The following is a 17645-nucleotide window of genomic DNA, read 5'->3' as shown; positions in this document are numbered from 1 at the left end:
AGACCTCCACCAAGCCCGGACAGGCAACGGACCCGCCATCCTCGCAACGCTACGTAACACCGCGATCGGCTGGCACCACACCACCGGCGCGACCAACATCGCCCGAGCCACCCGCCAAGCCAACCGCCGATCACACGACCTAATCACCGCCGTGACCAGCAGCTACCCGACAACGCAATAGCCCTGACCGGCACACTATGCCATCCCATCTGCCGCCGACCCACACACCGTGGAGCAGGCCAGGGCCAGGGTGACAAGGTGGAGCGCCCTACCGGACGTACGACCTTGTCGCCCTGGCCCTGGCCCGCTCGACTTGCCTGGGTCGGCGGTGGACGGGATGGCATCCCCCAACCACTACCACCCACCACCGCAACCGTTCGGCAACTCCATCCCGGAGTCGTCTGGCCCCCGCCGGAGGCACAAGCCCTAACCCCAACCCCCGCCCCACCCCTCCCGCCCTCTCCCCACCTTCACCTCTTCCCCACCTCGGACCCGCGAACGGTCGGCGTGACTTCTGTTCGGCAACTTGCCCGGTCCGGGCTGTCGACCGGTCTGCGGTTCCCGTCGTGAGGCTGAATGTGTGACGTGAGGAAGAGGCGTTGTCGTCCTGGTCCCGGTCGACCTCCGGGACTCGTCACCGGTTCCCTTCACGGAACCACGGGTGACGCGCGGGGCGGGCGTGGCTTTCGGGCTGGCTGACTTACCGCCCCGCCGCCGAAGGCGGGCGGGGCGGCGGCTCCGTCAGGAGCCGGTTACCGCGCCCGGCCCGCGCCGCGCGGAGCGCGCTTGATCAAGGCGGGTCGTGCTCGGCTGATTCCGCTGGCAGACATCGATGAGTTTCTGTCGGCTGGTGAGGAGTTCGCGGCATGAGCGGGAAGCGGCGTCGATCTCACGGGGAAGGCTCGGTCTATGAGCAGCGGCCGGGCGTGTGGGCTGCGGTGATCGATCTCGGCTGGATCGATGGCAAGCGGAAGCGGAAGTACGTCTACGCCAAGAGCGAGGCTGAGGCGGTTCAGAAGCGCGACGAGCTGCGGCGGCAACTACAGCTCGGCGTCGACCTCGCCGCGCCGCCCCGGACGGTGGAAGCCTGGTTGACCGAGTGGCTGCGCGATGTGAAAGCGCATGACGGCACTCGTCCCTCAACCCGGGTCCGCTACCGCCTGGCCGTCACGAAGCACCTCGTTCCGGGGCTCGGCCGGGTGAAGCTCGATCGGCTGACGCCTCGGGATGTGCAGCGGTTCCTGACCGGGCTTCGGGGCAAGCTGGCCCCGCCAGCATCATCAAGGTTCACGCGGTGCTGCGCGTCGCCCTGGCCGACGCTGAGCGGATGGATCTGGTGCCGCGCAACGTCGCCAAAGCGGCCAAGCCGCCGGCCCTCGGTCGCACCGAGCGGCGTGCGCTGACGCCGGAGGAAGCCAAGACGCTGCTGTCGGTGCTGACTGGTGACCGGTTGGAATCGCTGTTCGTGCTGGCGCTGGCAACCGGACTCCGGCGGGCTGAGCTGCTGGGCCTGCGATGGTCGGATGTCGACCTGCCGGGCAAGGCGTTGTTTGTGCGGCAGACGCTCCAGCGCACCGACCGTGGCTTGGTGTTCGTCCCGCCGAAGACGCACCGGTCAACCCGCCCGCTGCCACTGTCCGCCCTGGCGGTGCGGGCGTTGGAGTCGCAACTGGTACGGCAGGCCAAGGATCGGCTTGCGGCCGGTGAGGTGTGGTCGGATCACGGCTTGGTCTTCGCCAGCACGATTGGCACACCGATGGAACCGCGGAACGTCAACCGGCGTTTCGAGCAGCTCCGCGCGGCGGCCGGACTGGACTGGTTGCACCTGCACGACCTTCGGCACGCCTTCGCCACGTTCCTGCTCGACCAGGGCGAGGAGTTGCGCACGGTGATGGAACTGCTCGGGCATTCCACGATTCGGATGACGGCCGACACCTACGGCCACGTCCTGCCCGCGCGTGCCCGTCAAGCAACCTCCGCCATCGACCGGCTTCTCGGCGAGAAGGGGACAGCGTGAGCGGCTTGGCTGTACGGATGGCTGTACTCGGACTGAGATCAACCAAGGGAAGTGCTGGTGGAGCCCAGGGGACTCGAACCCCTAACCCCTGCCTTGCAAAGGCAGTGCTCTGCCAGTTGAGCTAGGGCCCCGTACCGGACGTTTCCGCCCTCAGGTCAGAAGGAAGCCGTCAGCGCAGGTCCGGCGAGGTAGTGGCCTCGTGCCAGAGGGCACGCTCGTCGTTGGCTTCCTTGACCTTCTTGGCCACCAATGCAGCCACTCCGACGACGCCGACCAGGATCAACAGCTTCTTGACCATCGGGGCTGCCCCTCACGCTCGACGTGCCGTCGGACCATGTGCGGTGGGGCTAGCTGGAATCGAACCAGCGACCTCAGAGTTATCAGCTCTGCGCTCTAACCGACTGAGCTATAGCCCCGCGTAGCGACGAGCAAGGTTAACCCATCCGCCCAGCGGCCCCCAAATCGGGGCCGGGCGCACCGGCCCTCGCGTCGCCCCTGAACCTACCCGAGTACCCGGTTCCGGTACATCGGGTTACGTCGGCCCGGCCGTCACCTACCGAAGGCCCGGCGGCATCCGGGCTGGCCGGAGCACCGAAAGACGCCGGCCACACCACCGGGTCGAGGTGGTGTGGCCGGCGTCTGAGATCAGGTCAGTCGCGCTCGGCGAGGGTCAGCTCGATGCCGCCCACCAGGTCCGCGCAGACGTTGTAGACGAACGCCCCGAGGGTGGCCAGCGCGGTGAACAGCACCACGTTGACCAGGCCGATCAACGCCGAACTGAAGATCACACCACGTGCCGTGATCTGGAAGCCTTCGGTGCTCTGGCCGCCACCGGCGTTCACCAGGTCACCGAGGCTGTCGTTCACGCTGGTGAACACGCCCATCGCGTCCAGCGCCAGGTACAGCACCGAGGTCGCCACGACGATGACGATGAACAACACCACCGACACCGCGAAGGCGAACTTCATCACCGACCACGGGTCGATCCGCTTGAGGTTCAGCCGGGCCCGGCGCGGTCCGCGCGAGGCCGCGGAGCTGACCGAGGTACGCGCGGCGCGTACCGCCTCGCCGACCCGCGCGGCGCCCACCGCCGGGCTGACCCCCGGGGGCAGCCCACCGCCGTTGGCCGGGCGGCCGAGCCCGAACGGCCGGGTCGCGTCCGGCTTCGGACCGACCCCGGTGACCCTGGGCTGGGTGCCGGTCGTGCCGGTGCTGGCCGGAGGCAGGACGCCGGTGGTACCCACGGAGGGCTTCCCCACCGGGGTCGCCGCCGGCTGAGCAGGAGACGGCTTGCCGACGGAGGCCGTGGTGACGTCCGGGGCGCTGCCACCCTCGGTCGCCTTCTCCTCGGCGGCGTCGCCCTCCGAGGCGTCTGTCGGCTTGTCGGGTGGCGGGGCCATACCGGGAGCCCGGGTGAACTTCGGGGCAGGCGCGTCGGCGGGGACTGTGGCCCGGCCTACGGCCGCGCGGCCGGTCGTTGGCGTGCCGTTCTGCGCGGCCTCCTCGTCGACCGGGTTGGCCGAGGTCCCCGTGTTCCCCGACTTCGCCTGTGTCTCCGTCATTCAACTAGTCCTGTTCGTCAGGCTCGTCGGCATTGCGAGCAATCGCCACGATAGTCACGCCATCCGGAAGGTCCATCAGCTTGACCCCCATTGTGTTCCGGTCACGCGTACGGCGTACAGGCTTCACCGGAGTCCGGATGACGCCACCGTTGCTGGTGATGGCGAACAGTTCGTCGTCCGGGTCGATCACGACAGCACCGACCAGACCACCGCGCCGCTCGGTGATCTTCGCAGTCAGCACACCCTTACCTCCCCGACCCTGCACCGGGTATTCCTCGATCGGAGTACGTTTCGCGTATCCACCGTTCGTGGCCACCAGAACGTCCAAACCCTCCCGGACGACCTCCATGGCCAACAGCTCGTCTTCCTCGCTGAAGCGCATCCCGATCACACCGGAGGTGGCCCGGCCCATCGGACGCAGGGCCTCGTCCGTGGCGTTGAACCGGATCGCCTGGGCGTTCTTGGAGACCAGCAGCAGGTCGTCGGTGGGGCCCGCGAGCGCAGCACCGACCAGCTCGTCCTCATCGCGCAGGTTGATCGCGATGATGCCGCCGGATCGGTTGGAGTCGAACTCCTCAAGCCGCGTCTTCTTCACCAGGCCGTTCTTCGTCGCCAGAACCAGGTAGGGCGCCACCTGGTAGTTCGGAATCTCGATGATCTGTGCGATCTGCTCGTCCGGTTGGAAGGCGAGCAGGTTGGCCACGTGCTGGCCCTTGGCCACCCTACTGGCCTCCGGAAGCTCGTACGCCTTGGCCCGGTACACCCGCCCCTTGTTCGTGAAGAACAGCATCCAGTCGTGCGTCGAGCAGACGAAGAAGTGGCTGACGATGTCGTCCTGACGCAGCGTGGCGCCGCTGACTCCCTTACCGCCCCGCCGCTGCGAACGGTAGAGATCGACCTTGGTCCGCTTGGCGTACCCGGTCCGGGTGATCGTGACGACCACGTCCTCGCGGGCGATGAGGTCCTCCATCGAGACCTCGCCGTCGAACGGGACGATCTTGGTGCGTCGCTCGTCGCCCCACTTGGCGACGATCTCGCCCAGCTCCTCCGAGACGATCCGACGCTGCCGCTCCGGCTTGGCCAGGATGTCCTTGAGGTCGGCGATCTCCAGCTCCAGCTTCGCCAGGTCGTCGAGGATCCGCTGCCGCTCCAACGCGGCGAGCCGACGCAGCTGCATGTCCAAGATCGCGGTGGCCTGGATCTCGTCGATCTCCAGCAGCCGGATCAGGCCCTGGCGGGCATCCTCCACCGTGGGTGAACGCCGGATCAGGGCGATCACCTCGTCGAGCGCGTCCAACGCCTTGGCCAGACCACGCAGGATGTGCGCCCGCTCCTCGGCCTTACGCAGCCGGAACGCCGTCCTCCGCCGGATCACCTCGATCTGGTGCTCGACGTAGTAGCGGATGAACTGCGCCAGGTTCAGCGTGCGCGGCACCCCGTCGACCAGCGCCAGCATGTTCGCACCGAAGGTCTCCTGGAGCTGCGTGTGCTTGTAGAGGTTGTTCAGCACCACCTTCGCGACCGCGTCGCGCTTGAGCACCAGCACGATCCGCATGCCGGTACGCCCGGAGGACTCGTCGCGGATGTCGGCGATGCCGCCGAGCTTGCCCTCCTTGATCAGCTCAGCGATCCGCTCGGCGAGGTTGTCCGGGTTGACCTGGTACGGCAGCTCGCTGACCACCAGCGCCGGCCGCCCGCGCTTGTCCTCCTCGACCTCGACCACGGCCCGCATCCGGATCGAGCCACGACCCGTGCGGTACGCGTCCTGGATGCCGGCCTGGCCGACGATCAGACCGTGGGTGGGGAAGTCCGGGCCCTTGACGATCTCCAGCAACGCTTCGAGGGTGCTGGCCTCGTCGGCCTCCGGGTTCTCCAGGCACCACTGCACCGCCGCGCCGATCTCCCGCAGGTTGTGCGGCGGGATCTTGGTGGCCATGCCGACCGCGATGCCCTCGGAGCCGTTGATCAGCAGGTTCGGGATCCGCGACGGCAGGATGGTGGGCTCCTTGGCCCGACCGTCGTAGTTGTCCTGCAGGTCGACGGTGTCCTCGTCGATGTCCCGCAGCATCTCCATGGCAAGCGGGTCGAGCTTGCACTCGGTGTTGTGGCTGACGAACCCGTCGGAGACGAACGAGTGGTCGTCCGTGTCGACCCGGATGCTGTAGACCGGCTGCACACCGGCGTCCGCGATCTCGGCCACCTCGGCGTAGTAGAAGCGCCCGTCGACGAGCGGCTCGACCACGTCGAGCACTTCGGTGTTGGTGATCCGCGCGGCGATCTCGTCGCGGTCCCGCTCCCACCGCTCGATCCGGTCCACGTTGTGCCGGCGCAACCAGTCCCGCTCGGTCCATCGGCTGGCGCCGTGTGCCCGGATGAAATCGCCGACCAGCGGCACGTGGTCGCTGGAGAGCGCGGTGCTGCTCGTCGGCACCGACTCCAGTTCCGACTCCAGCTTGGCCTGCTTGCGGCCGAGGAAGCCGACCTGGGCGGCAAAGATCCGCGCGTCGCGGCGGTTGGTGATGACGACCTTGATCTCACCGTTGTCGTACCGGCACTGCTTGCTGATCACGCCGAACTCCAGCAGCAACTGCTGGACCTCGCGGGCCAGCCGCTCGCTGCGGGTGGAGTAGCTGATCTGGATGGTGTTACGCGGCAGCAGCGAGGAGGAGCCGTCGCCCTCGAAAAGGGCCTGAAGGAAGGCCCGCTTGATCGCGGCCGGCCCCTGCCAGACGAACTCCGGCACGAACTTGCCGGCGCTCCGCGCCCCGACCAGCTCGCCGAGAGCCGTAGTCGCGAACTGCTGGATACTGGCGCGCACACGGTTCAGAGTCTTGCCCGACGGCATGACCTCCTCGCCGAACCAGCGCTTGCCCCCAACGGCCAGGTCGAAGGCAGCCACGACGCGGGTGAAGAACTGCCGGTCGGTGTTGGCGAACTCGACCCACTCATCCGAGATCCAGCCCTCGCTCACCAGGGCACCCGCGAGGACGGCGGCCTCGACGTGCTCCAGCATCGGGTAGCCGATCTCGTCCGGCACGCTGCGCTGAAGGACCACCCGGTCGCCGGGGGAGATCTCGGCGAGCAGCTTCCAGAGCAGGGTCGGCACGCCGGCCACGTCCACCAGGCAGAGCACCGGGTGGTTGTGGGTACCGGTCAGCTCGTACCCCTCGCGGGTGCGCAGCCGAAGCGTCGGGTGCTCGCCGGAGTGGAAGAACTTCGACGCCCGGACCAGGTCGCCGTTGCGGTCGCGGACCTTGAGGTCGATGTCGGTCTCACTGCTCGCCGCCGCGCCGGGCACCACCTGGTCGATCCGGACGCTACCAAGAGCAGTGCCAATCCGGACATTACCTGCCAGACAGTAACGCATCGCCGCAGCCGGATCATTTCCGGGCGAACCGAAGTTGCCGTTGCCGTCGACCAAGGGGTAGCGCAGCGACCAGGGCTGGGCCATCCGGACCAGGGCGTCGTAGATGGCCGAGTCGCCGTGCGGGTGGAACTGGCCCATCACGTCGCCGACGACCCGGGAGCACTTCACGTAGCCACGGTCGGGCCGGTAGCCCGAGTCGAACATGGCGTACAGGATCTTGCGGTGGACCGGCTTGAGCCCGTCCCGGACGTCCGGCAGCGCCCGCCCGACGATGACGCTCATCGCGTAGTCGAGGTAGGAGCGCTGCATCTCCACCTCGAGCCCGACGGGCTCGATCCGGTCGTGTGAGACGACGGCGGCCGGCGTCTCGGGGACCTCGGGCTCGTTGGGTGTGGACTCGGGGGAATCGGTCACTGTTAACCCTTATCAGACTGAGTGTCGCTTTTGCGCTGTGGATAACCGCTGTGGATACCGACCAAGCTGTGGATAACTCTGTGGACCGGGCAGCCGGGCCGGTGGTGGAGATCCGGTCCGGCCGCCCGGTCCGTCAGATGTCCAGGAACCTGACGTCCTTGGCGTTGCGCTGGATGAACGAGCGGCGCGCCTCGACGTCCTCGCCCATCAGCACGCTGAACAGCTCGTCGGCGGTGGCCGCGTCGTCCAGGGTGACCTGGCGCAGCGTACGGGTGGCCGGGTTCATCGTGGTCTCCCACAACTCCGGGTAGTTCATCTCGCCGAGACCCTTGAACCGCTGGATGTCGTCGGGCTTCGCGTTCGGCTTCTTCTGCTGACGCAGGGCGATCAGGCCGTCGCGCTCCCGGTCGGAGTACGCGTACTGCGCGTCATCGCCCTTCTTGTTCCACTTGATCTTGTAGAGCGGAGGGGCCGCGAGGTAGACGTGGCCCAGCTCGACCAACGGGCGCATGAAGCGGAACAGCAGGGTGAGCAGCAGGGTCTGGATGTGCTGACCGTCGACGTCGGCGTCGGCCATCAGCACGATCTTGTGGTACCGCAGCTTCTCGATGTCGAAGTCGTCGTGGATGCCGGTGCCCAGCGCGGTGATCAGCGCCTGGACCTCGTTGTTCTTCAGGACCCGGTCGATCCTGGCCTTCTCCACGTTGAGGATCTTGCCGCGGATCGGCAGGATCGCCTGGGTACGCGGATCCCGCCCCTGCTTGGCCGAACCACCTGCCGAGTCGCCCTCGACGATGAACACCTCGGACTCGCGCGGGTCGGTGGACTGGCAGTCGGCCAGCTTGCCCGGCATCGAGCCGGACTCCAGCAGCGACTTGCGCCGAGCCAGCTTGCGCGCCTGCTGGGCGGCGATCCGGGCGCGGGCCGCCTGGGAGGCCTTGGTGATGATGATCTTCGCCTCGGCCGGGTTGCGGTCCAGCCAGTCGACCAGCCACTCGTTGCAGACCCGCTGGACGAAGCTCTTCACCGGCGTGTTGCCCAGCTTGGTCTTGGTCTGACCCTCGAACTGCGGGTTGGTCAGCTTGACCGAGATGATCGAGGCCAGGCCCTCCCGGATGTCCTCGCCGGAGAGCTTCTCGTCTCCCTTGAGCAGCTTCTTCTCCGCGCCGTACCGGTTGACGACCGAGGTCAACGCGGCCCGGAAGCCCTCCTCGTGGGTGCCGCCCTCGTGCGTGTTGATGTTGTTGGCGAAGGTGTAGACCGACTCGCCGTAGGACTCGTTCCACTGCATGGCGATCTCGACCGCCATGCCCTCCTCCTCGGCACCGAACTCGATCACGGTCTTGTGGATCGGCGTCTTCGAGGCGTTGAGGTGACGGACGAAGTCGGCGATCCCACCGTCGTACTTGAAGGTGACCTCGCGAAGCTTGCCCTCCTCGCCCTCGGCGACCCGCTCGTCGAGCAGGTGGATGGTGAGGCCACGGGTGAGGAAGGCCATCTCCTGGAGCCGGCGGTAGATCGTCTGCAGGTCGAAGTCGACCGTCTCGAAGACGTCCGGGTCCGGCCAGAAGGAGACCGCCGAGCCGGTACGGTCCGTCGGCTCGCCCTTCTCCAGGGCGGTCGGCTTGGAGTGGTGGTACTGCTGTCGCCAGACGAAGCCGTCCTTGTGGATCTCCACCGCCATTTTCGTGGAGAGGGCGTTGACCACGCTGACGCCGACGCCGTGCAGGCCGCCGGAGACGGCGTACGCCTTGCCGTCGAACTTGCCGCCCGCGTGCAGGACGGTCAGCGCCACCTCGACGCCCGGCTTCTTGAGCTTGGGATGCAGGTCGACCGGGAAGCCCCGGCCGTTGTCGGTGACCCGGACGCCGCCGTCGGCGAGCAGCACCACGTCGATGGTGTCGCAGTGGCCGGCCAGCGCCTCGTCCACCGCGTTGTCGACGACCTCCCACACGAGGTGGTGCAGACCGCGTTCGCCGGTCGAACCGATGTACATGCCGGGCCGCTTGCGGACCGCCTCCAGACCTTCGAGGACGGTGATCGACTCGGCGCCGTACTGCTGATTGTCCTGCGCTGCCACCCTCGGCCACTTTCTCGCGACCGGCGCGCCCTCAGGGCACGTCGGTCGCGGGTTCGGCGGACAGACGCGACGTCGGCACGCGGACCGGCACCGGGGACAATTCCGGGGTACGGGTCGAACGCGCCGGTCGCCGCGGTTGCCCGCGGATCGCGATCGGCTCGACCCGAGTCGGACGGATGATCGTGAGCCCGCACCGGACCCGCGACCCGTCACTCCGCACCGGGTCTTCGTCTCACGCCAATCTTACTGTGCGCGGGCGATAGAACCACCACTCGGCACCCCATCGCAGCGGCTCAGATCTCCGTAGCGGCCCGAATCGCGCTGTCCGCGACTCCCCCTACACGCCAGGGCATGCGCAACGGATCTGTCGCGCGACGGCGCTGCCGGGACTCGCCGGGAGAGGTGGGCGGTACCGGTGGGTACGACCCGGGACGGGCGATCCGTGACCCTCCGGTTGCCGCAGCGGCCTTGATCTTTCAACGTTGGAACCGGACGATCGACCCGATCCACTCGCCCGTGCCTTGAGAGGTGACACCAGATGGGGCTGGACAACGTCGCGGTTCAGTGGCCGCGGACCGGCCGCTTCTACGACCCGGTCGCACCGGCCGAGTTCGTCGATTTCGGCGACATCGTCGAGGTCAAGGGGATCTCGGCGCCGACCGCCGCGCTCGCTGAGCTGATCGCGAAGACAGGCACGGTCCGAGCCACCGCGTACACAGAGGTGGTGGATCTGATCCTCGGACTCGACGGTGTGCTCTACGCCACAGACGCCGCGGCCGAGGACGAGGATCCGGTGATCGATCCGGACGGCTGCGGCTGGATCGCCGGCGGCATCGAACGCTTCGTCGCCGCACACCGGCCGCACGGTGAGGCGGTCACCTTCGAGTCGGTGGGTACCGTGCTGCGTTCGCTGCTGGCTGACGGACGCCTGGCCGAGCAGCAGCTCCGGTGGCTGGACAGCCGGCTGGACGCGCTGCGCGACGACAGCGGCGCCGCCCCGCAGTGGACCTTCACCTGCGCGGAGCTGAGCGTGCTGGCCGCCTTCTACCGGCGGTGCGCCGACAACGGGTTCGCCGTCTACGCGGAGTCGGCGGCACCCCGCCGCGCGGCTCAGACCTAGCCCGCCACGGCGACGGACGTCGCGGCCCGGCCAGCGGGCCGCGACCGGTCAGCCGTAGGTGTCGCGCGGGCCCCGGCCGCGTACCCGGCGTGGACCACGTGACCAGGACGGGGCAGCCGGGCCGTGGATGTGCAGTTTGCGGACCACGTTGTGGCCCACCTCGCGGGCGATCTGCTGCAACAGCGAACCGGCGAGCAGGCGTAGCTGGGTCGCCCAGGCGGTGGACCGCGCCTCGACGGTCAGTTCGCCGTTTTCCAGCTTGACCGGTCGGCTGTGCTGGGCGACCTCCGAGCCGACCACCCGTTCCCAGGCGCCGAACACGGTGGCCTCGGCGGCTGGCTGCTGCCAACCACGGGCCTTCACCAGCCGGTTGAGCACCGCGCCGAGGGGTTGCGGGTCGCGGGGGTCCGGCCCGGGGCCGGAGTAGCCGCGCAACCGGCGCTCGCCGTCGCCTCCGCCGGTCGCGGTGCGGCGGCGGGGACGACCGGCGGCTTCCCGCCGCGCCTTCGCCGCGTCCAGCACCGCGCGTGCCAGCTGCGGGCCGGAGACGTCGTCCGGAACGCTGTCGCCGGACACCGCCGGCACCGCTGCGGCGGCCGACTCCGCCGGGTGTCCGGTGGACCGGTCGGCTCGGCCGCCGTCGCCGGTGCCGCTCCCGGCGGCGGTACGCACACCGCGCCCCCGGGGAAGGTCACGCGACTGGCCCGGGGGCGTGCTGTCCGGGTTCGGCTGTGGTGGCTCAGTCGACACGACGCACCGTCCCCTCCGTCACCTCGTACCGGGTGCCACGCAGGGTGACCGGCACGTCGTCGGCGACCGCACAGGTCACCAGGAGTTGACTGGCCCCGCCCACCAGCTCGGCGAGCCGGTCCCGGCGGCCGGCGTCCAGTTCGGCGAAGACGTCGTCGAGCACCAGGACCGGTTCGATGCCGTCGTTGCGCAGCAGGTCGTAGCCGGCCAGCCGGAGCGCGAGTGCGTACGACCACGATTCGCCGTGGCTGGCGTAGCCCTTGGCGGGCAGTGGGCCGAGGGTGAGGGTCAACTCGTCGCGGTGCGGGCCGACCAGGGTGGTGCCGCGTTCGATCTCGGCGGAGCGGGACTCCGCCAGTGCGGTGGTGAGCGCTGCGGCGAGGGCTTCGCGGTCGGTGGTGGGCTCGGGCAGGTCCACCGACGGCCGGTAGGCGATCCCTGCCGCGCCACGGCCCGCTGCCACCGCGTCGTACGCCTTGGTCACGTGCGGCGCCAGGGCGGCGACGAGTTCCAGCCGCCCGGCGAGCAGTTCGGCACCGTGCTGGGCCAGGTGGGTGTCCCAGACGGCGAGGGTGGACAGGTCCCCGCCCCGGGATCCGCCGGTCTTGCGGGCCAGGTAGGCGGTGCGGAGCAGGGCGTTGCGTTGCTTGACCACCCGCTCGTAGTCGGCGCGTACCCCGGCGTAGCGGGGTTGCCGCAGCACCAACAGGTCGTCGAGATAGCGGCGGCGTTCGGCGGGGTCGCCCCGGACCAGTTCGAGGTCCTCCGGGGCGAAGAGCACCAACCGCAGCGCGCCCAGCACGTCCCGCGCCCGGCGGGCCGGGGACCGGCCGAGGCGCGCCCGGTTGGCCTTGCCGGGGACGATCTCCAGCTCGACCAGAAGTTCCCGGCCGTCGTGCACCACCGCGCAGCGGATCACCGCGGCGGTGGCCCCCATCCGCACCAGTGGGGCGTCGGTGGCGACCCGGTGGGAGTCGAGGGTCGCGACGTAGCCGAGCGCTTCGACCAGGTTGGTCTTGCCGACGCCGTTGGCACCGATCAGGACGTTCGGACCCGGTTCGAGGTCGATGCCGATCCGCTCGTAGGAGCGGAAGTCGACCAGTTCGAGCCGGCGTACGTACACGGGGTCGCGGTGCCGCTCAGGGCTTGCGTACGGCGTGTCCGCCGAACTGCTGTCGGAGTGCGGAGACGGCCTTGAGCGCCGGGGAGTCGTCCTGCCGGGAGGAGAACCGGGCGAACAGCGCGGCGGTGATGACGTTGAGCGGCACGGCGAGACGGACCGCTTCGTCCACCGTCCAGCGCCCCTCACCGGTGTCCTCGGTGTAGTCGCTGAGCTGGGTCAGCTCGGGGTCTTCGTCGAGCGCCCGGTCGAGCAGGTCCAGCAGCCAGGAGCGGACCACGGTGCCCTCCCGCCAGGACTTGATCACGCCCGGCACGTTGGTCACCAGTTCGGAGGCGGCCATCAGCTCGTAGCCCTCGGCGTAGGCGTGCATCAGGCCGTACTCGATGCCGTTGTGCACCATCTTGGCGTAGTGACCGGCACCGACGGGGCCGGCGTGCACGAAGCCGTAATCGCCCTCGGGCTTGAGCGCGTCGAAGATCGGCATGAGCCGGTCGACGTGTTCCTGCGCGCCGCCGACCATCAGGCCGTAGCCGTTCTGTCGGCCCCACACCCCGCCGGAGACACCCACGTCGACGTAGCCGATGCCGCGTTCGTGCAGCCGCTCCGCCCGTGGGGCGTCCTCGCTGAACCGCGAGTTGCCGCCGTCGATGATGAGGTCGCCCGCGGAGAGCACGGCGGCCAACTCGTCGATGGTGGCGTCGGTGACGGTGGCGGGCACCATCACCCACACCGCCCGGGGTGCGTCCAGCTTCTCGGCCAGCTCAGCCATGCTGGCGACGTCGCTGCGCTCCAGGTTGTGGTCCAGACCGACCACCTCGTGACCGGCGGCGCGCAACCGTTCGCGCATGTTGCCGCCCATCCGGCCGAGTCCTACCAGGCCGAGCTGCATCTCTGGTGACCTTTCGTGGGTACGGCTGTGCGCTGCCGACTCAGCGGGACACGCGGATCGGCATGATGAGGTACCGGTACCCACCAATGAGCTCGCCATCCTCGCCGGCGGGGGAAATAACCGCCGGTTTGAAGGCGTCGACGAAGTGCAGGACGGCGAACTGGGTGCCGAGGTTGGCCAGCCCGTCGATGAGGTACTGCGGGTTGAACCCGATGGTCAGCGGCTCGCCGGTGAAGGTGGCCTCCATGGCCTCGCTGGCCCGGGCCTCCTCGGTCCCGCCGGCCTCCACCACCAACCCGTCGGCGCTGAAGCTCAGCAGCACGGGCGTGGCGCGCTCGGCGACCAGGGCGACCCGCTTGACCACCTCGATGAGGGTGCTGACCGGCACCTGCGCCTCGGCGTTGTGGCTGGCCGGGAAGAGCGAACGGACCGGCGGGTAGTTGGCGCCGTCGAGCAGGCGGCTGGTGGTGCGTCGGGTGCCACCGGAGAAGCCGATCATGCCCTCGCCGGCGGCGCCCTGGGACAGCGCCAGCACGACCTGGCCGCCGAGCGGGCCCAGGGTCTTGGCGGTGTCGTTGAGCGTCCGGGCGGGGACCAGCGCGTTCAGGCTGATCTCCGGGTCGTCGGGGTTCCACTCCATCTCGCGCAGGGCCAACCGGTACCGGTCGGTGGCGAGCATGGCCAGGTTGCCGCCGGAGAGTTCGATGCGTACCCCGGTCATCATCGGCAGCGTCTCGTCGCGGCTGGCCGCGACCGCCACCTGTGCCACCGCTGCGGCGAACGCAGCCGCGTCGACCGTGCCGGCGCTGGCCGGCATCTCGGGCAGGGTGGGGTAGTCCTCCACCGGCATGGTGGGCAGGGTGAACCGGGCGCTGCCGCAGACCAGTTCGAGATGCGCCCCCACTGCGGCGATGTCGACGGGCTTGGCGGGCAACGCCTTGGTGATCTCGGCGAGCAGCCGCCCGGAGACCAGCGCGGCGCCGTCGGCGTCGCCCTGCACCTCCACGGTGACCTGGCTGCTGACCTCGTAGTCGAAGCCGGACACCTGCAGGCTGCCGTCGGTGACGCGCAACAGCACCCCGGCCAACACCGGTACGGACGGCCGGTTGGGCAGGCTCTTCGCGGTCCAGGCCACGGCCTCGGCGAGCGCGTCGCGCTCCACTCGGAACTTCATCAATGCCTCCGCGTCGACGTCGACGTCGTCAACTCTCTCATGCCGGACGCTGCCCACCGACCCGCCTGGCGTGGGGGTACCCATCGCACCTTAGGGCGCGAGCGTATCGGCTGTGTGCCCGACCCCGTGGATCGCGTCGCTGCTGACGGGTCTGTCCCGGCAGCTGTCGACCAATCCACAGGAAGTCCAACGGTGATGATTGGTTTTTGTTCTTTCAGAAGAGATAACTCATCGTCTTCATCGCACCTGTGCAAACTGTGGAGAACCAGAGTATGGGCAGGTCAGACCGGTTATCCACCGGTGGGTTCGCTGTGGATGAGCTGGGGTAAAACCCCGTCGCCGATCCACAGGCGGTTCTCGTGCACACGGTTGTCCACCGTCGTCCACCGGTTGTCCACCGGATATCCACCGACTTTCTCCCCAGACCTGTGGATTACCGAGGGCCGTTCGTCCGCCGTCATCCCCAGAACCTTCAACAGCTTTCCCACAGGCCACCTCCGATCGGTGGACAACGTCGATGGTTGTCCCCAGGCGTCCACAGCGGTCCACAGCGTTGTCCCCAGGGTTTCTCCACAGCCTGTGGGTAACCGGGTGTTGACGCAAGGTGTTCATCCACCGTCGGTGGACAAGGAGCTGTGGACAACGAGTGGAGGGCGTTGTGGACACGCCTTCGATGGTGTGGCCTAAACCTCGTTGAGAGTCAACCAACGGGTACGCGAAAAGGGCCCCACCGTGACCGGTCGGACCCTCGTCGTGATCGTGCGTCAGGTGTTCTGCTTGATCCGGTTGGTCAGCTCGGCGATCTGGTTGTAGAGGGAGCGCCGTTCGGCCATCTGTTGGCGGATCTTGCGGTCGGCGTGCATCACGGTGGTGTGGTCCCGCCCACCGAAGGCCTGGCCGATCCGGGGCAGCGACAGGTCGGTCAGCTCACGACACAGGTACATGGCGACCTGGCGGGCGTTCACGAGCACCCGGGAGCGGGAGTGCCCCCGCAGGTCCTCCAGACTCACCCCGAAGTAGTCGGCGGTGGAGACCATGATCTGGTCTGCGGTGATCTCCGGGCCGGCGCCGTCGGGGATGAAGTCCCGCAGCACCTCCTCGGCCAGCGACAGCTCCACGTTCGAGCGGGTCAGGCTGGCAAACGCGGTGACCCGGATCAGCGCCCCCTCCAGCTCCCGGATCGAGTTCGACACCCGGGAGGCGATGAACTCCAGCACGTCCGGCGGCGCGAAGAGCCGTTCCTGCGCCGCCTTCTTCTGCAGGATGGCGATCCGCGTCTCCAGGTCCGGTGGCTGGATGTCGGCGAGCAGGCCCCACTCGAACCGAGTTCGCAGCCGGTCCTCCAGGGTGGCCAGCTGCTTCGGCGAGCGGTCGGAGGTGATCACGATCTGCTTGTTGGCGTTGTGCAGCGTGTTGAAGGTGTGGAAGAACTCCTCCTGGGTCCGCTCGCGGTTCTCCAGGAACTGGATGTCGTCGATCAGCAGGATGTCGACGTCGCGGTAGCGGCGCTGGAAGGCACTGGTCTTGTCGTCCCGCAGCGAGTTGATGAAGTCGTTGGTGAACTCCTCGGTCGAGACGTACCGGACCGAGCGGGCGTTGCCCAACGTGGTGGCGTAGTGGCCGATGGCGTGCAGCAGATGGGTCTTGCCCAGTCCGGAGCTGCCGTAGATGAACAGCGGGTTGTACGCCTTAGCCGGAGACTCGGCCACCGCCACCGACGCGGCGTGCGCGAACCGGTTGGACGAGCCGATGACGAACGTCTCGAACATGTACTTCGGGTTGAGCCGGTTGCCGCCGCTGTCCGCGCCGGTCGGTAGCCGCCGGTCGTCCCGACCGACCGGCCGCTGATCCGGGCCGCTGCGACCGGGTCCACTGTCGGTGACCCCGTCGGTCGGCATCGCGCGGATCACATGCTGGTCGCGGGGGGAGATGCCCGGATCGTCGCCGTAGCGGGACGCGAAGCCGCGTGGGCCGGTCGGCGGAGGGGGCAGGTGGCCGGTCTGATCGGTGAAGTCGGACCGCTCCTGTGGTCGTCGTCCCGGGCTCTCCGTCGGCCGGACGGGCTCGCCGAATCCGGCGCCGAAGAGAGTGTCCTGGCCGTCGGGGGCAGCGGGGCCGGTACGCGGGCCGTTCTCGCCGGACGGCTCGTCCGGCGGCGATCGGTCGAAACGTCCCGGATGCGGCTGCTCGGGAATCAGTGGGAGCTGCCGTCCACCCTCGGGTCCGGAACCGCCGCCGTCGACCTCGCCGGATCCATGGTCCACCGAGTCCGACTCCGGGGTGCTGCGGTAGACGGTGCCGGTGCTCCGCCCGTCCTCGGGAACCCGGACGGTGACGGCGACCTGGATCGGCCGGCCGAGTCGGCGGGTGAGCGCCTCGGTTATGGCCGGTCGTAGCCGGGACTCGATCACGTCCCGGGTGAAGGCGTCCGGCACGGAGAGCAGGACGGTGTCCTCGACGATCGCCCGGAGCCGGGTCAGCCGCAGGTACGCCCGCTGCTGCGCGGAAATGATCTCGTCGGCGAGTTCGTCGGTCGTCGCCGTCCACACCGCGGCAAGGTCGGTCGTACCGGCCACCGTCGTGCCACCCCCTCGCCTCTGCTCCCGGACGCCGCCGTCTCCCGGTGGCCCGTACCGGCGGGCGAGATGACGCCACCCACCCGCCGCCGCACCGGTCGTTCTCCACAAGTTATCCACAGCCTGTGTACCGACCGATTGTGGCCGCCCGCCGGGCGCGGGTCGGACCTGCCCCCTGCCGTGGCCGGGCACTGGAGCGGGGTTCACCGTGCCGAACGATTCACTACCGTGTCCGGTCTTGCCTGCCGGCGACATCGGCGCAACTCCGACGCTGACCGCAATCGGGCACGGTAACAGCGTTGTCGTCGCGTCTTCAACCGCCGACGCACCTCGCTCCTGTCGGCATCCGTGAAAAGCACCGCATCGGTCGCCCTCCGCCGCAGCTCACCACCGTAGGCGGTCGGTTTGACGGTGATTGCCCCCCGACTTAGGCTGGAGCGGCTGCTCTCACGCCCTCTGCTAGGGTGATGGGTGCTCGCTGCCTGCGGTCGCTCAGCGCGGAACTGAGGTAACGCACCGTCGGGCAGCACCGATCAGGGCCACCGCCACGGCGGCCCGGACCACCACGACCCG

The 17645-nt window shown here is 68.9% G+C and carries 13 protein-coding genes and 2 tRNA genes; 4 read left to right on the top strand and 11 right to left on the bottom strand.

Features of this window, described 5'->3' with window-relative positions; genetic code table 11:
• From FF096_RS26860 to FF096_RS26850, 3 genes are all read left to right on the top strand, one after another.
• Positions 1-181: hypothetical protein (locus FF096_RS26860; RefSeq protein WP_230462886.1), on the top strand; the 181-nt coding region annotated here is incomplete at its 5' end.
• A 685-nt stretch (positions 182-866) separates the two neighbouring features.
• Positions 867-1403 carry an N-terminal phage integrase SAM-like domain-containing protein gene (locus FF096_RS26855; protein ID WP_230462885.1) on the top strand — a complete coding sequence of 179 codons (537 nt, stop codon included), beginning with the start codon at positions 867-869 and terminating at the stop codon, positions 1401-1403.
• Entirely contained in the window at positions 1295-2017 is a 723-nt protein-coding gene (locus tag FF096_RS26850) for a site-specific integrase (protein ID WP_309223828.1), read from the top strand. The genes FF096_RS26855 and FF096_RS26850 overlap by 109 nt, the downstream gene beginning before the upstream one ends.
• Before the next feature lie 55 nt (positions 2018-2072).
• On the opposite strand, the gene FF096_RS23390 is transcribed toward FF096_RS26850, so the two are convergent.
• The 6 genes from FF096_RS23390 to gyrB all read right to left on the bottom strand — a co-directional run bounded on the left by FF096_RS23390 (position 2073) and on the right by gyrB (position 9440).
• Positions 2073-2148 (bottom strand) — tRNA-Ala (locus tag FF096_RS23390).
• 38 nt (positions 2149-2186) lie between these two features.
• Positions 2187-2315 (bottom strand): DLW-39 family protein, encoded by a 129-nt coding sequence (locus FF096_RS26845; RefSeq protein ID WP_230462884.1) that lies wholly within the window; start codon positions 2313-2315, stop codon positions 2187-2189.
• A 44-nt stretch (positions 2316-2359) separates the two neighbouring features.
• A tRNA-Ile gene (locus FF096_RS23385) sits at positions 2360-2433 on the bottom strand.
• Between the two features lie 234 nt (positions 2434-2667).
• Positions 2668-3579 (bottom strand): DUF3566 domain-containing protein, encoded by a 912-nt coding sequence (locus FF096_RS23380; RefSeq protein ID WP_155221705.1) that lies wholly within the window; start codon positions 3577-3579, stop codon positions 2668-2670.
• Positions 3580-3583: 4 nt separating this feature from the next.
• The gene (gene gyrA / locus FF096_RS23375; RefSeq protein WP_309223827.1) at positions 3584-7360 is read right to left on the bottom strand and encodes an intein-containing DNA gyrase subunit A; all 3777 of its coding nucleotides are present in this window, start codon (positions 7358-7360) and stop codon (positions 3584-3586) included.
• 133 nt (positions 7361-7493) lie between these two features.
• Entirely contained in the window at positions 7494-9440 is a 1947-nt protein-coding gene (gene gyrB / locus FF096_RS23370; protein ID WP_309223826.1) for a DNA topoisomerase (ATP-hydrolyzing) subunit B, read from the bottom strand.
• Between the two features lie 538 nt (positions 9441-9978).
• On the opposite strand from gyrB, the gene FF096_RS23365 reads away from it, so the two are divergent.
• Entirely contained in the window at positions 9979-10560 is a 582-nt protein-coding gene (locus FF096_RS23365; protein WP_155221704.1) for a hypothetical protein, read from the top strand.
• A 48-nt stretch (positions 10561-10608) separates the two neighbouring features.
• On the opposite strand, the gene FF096_RS23360 is transcribed toward FF096_RS23365, so the two are convergent.
• From FF096_RS23360 to dnaA, 5 genes are all read right to left on the bottom strand, one after another.
• Positions 10609-11145, bottom strand: coding sequence for a DciA family protein (locus FF096_RS23360; RefSeq protein ID WP_309223830.1), 537 nt, complete (start codon positions 11143-11145; stop codon positions 10609-10611).
• A gap of 154 nt (positions 11146-11299) precedes the next feature.
• Positions 11300-12433, bottom strand: coding sequence for a DNA replication/repair protein RecF (gene recF / locus FF096_RS23355; protein ID WP_309223825.1), 1134 nt, complete (start codon positions 12431-12433; stop codon positions 11300-11302).
• 16 nt (positions 12434-12449) lie between these two features.
• Positions 12450-13322, bottom strand: coding sequence for a phosphogluconate dehydrogenase (NAD(+)-dependent, decarboxylating) (gene gnd / locus FF096_RS23350; protein WP_155221703.1), 873 nt, complete (start codon positions 13320-13322; stop codon positions 12450-12452).
• A 40-nt stretch (positions 13323-13362) separates the two neighbouring features.
• Complete coding sequence (gene dnaN, locus FF096_RS23345; protein ID WP_155221702.1) at positions 13363-14496, bottom strand: DNA polymerase III subunit beta; 1134 nt, start codon at positions 14494-14496, stop codon at positions 13363-13365.
• A 764-nt stretch (positions 14497-15260) separates the two neighbouring features.
• Positions 15261-17327 (bottom strand): chromosomal replication initiator protein DnaA, encoded by a 2067-nt coding sequence (gene dnaA / locus FF096_RS23340; RefSeq protein ID WP_230462883.1) that lies wholly within the window; start codon positions 17325-17327, stop codon positions 15261-15263.
• Positions 17328-17645 lie beyond the last annotated feature (318 nt).

This window comes from Micromonospora sp. CP22, from assembly GCF_009712475.1.
GTDB lineage: Bacteria > Actinomycetota > Actinomycetes > Mycobacteriales > Micromonosporaceae > Micromonospora.
Note: the sequence above shows the minus strand (reverse complement) of the source record. Positions and strands in the feature narration are given on the sequence as shown.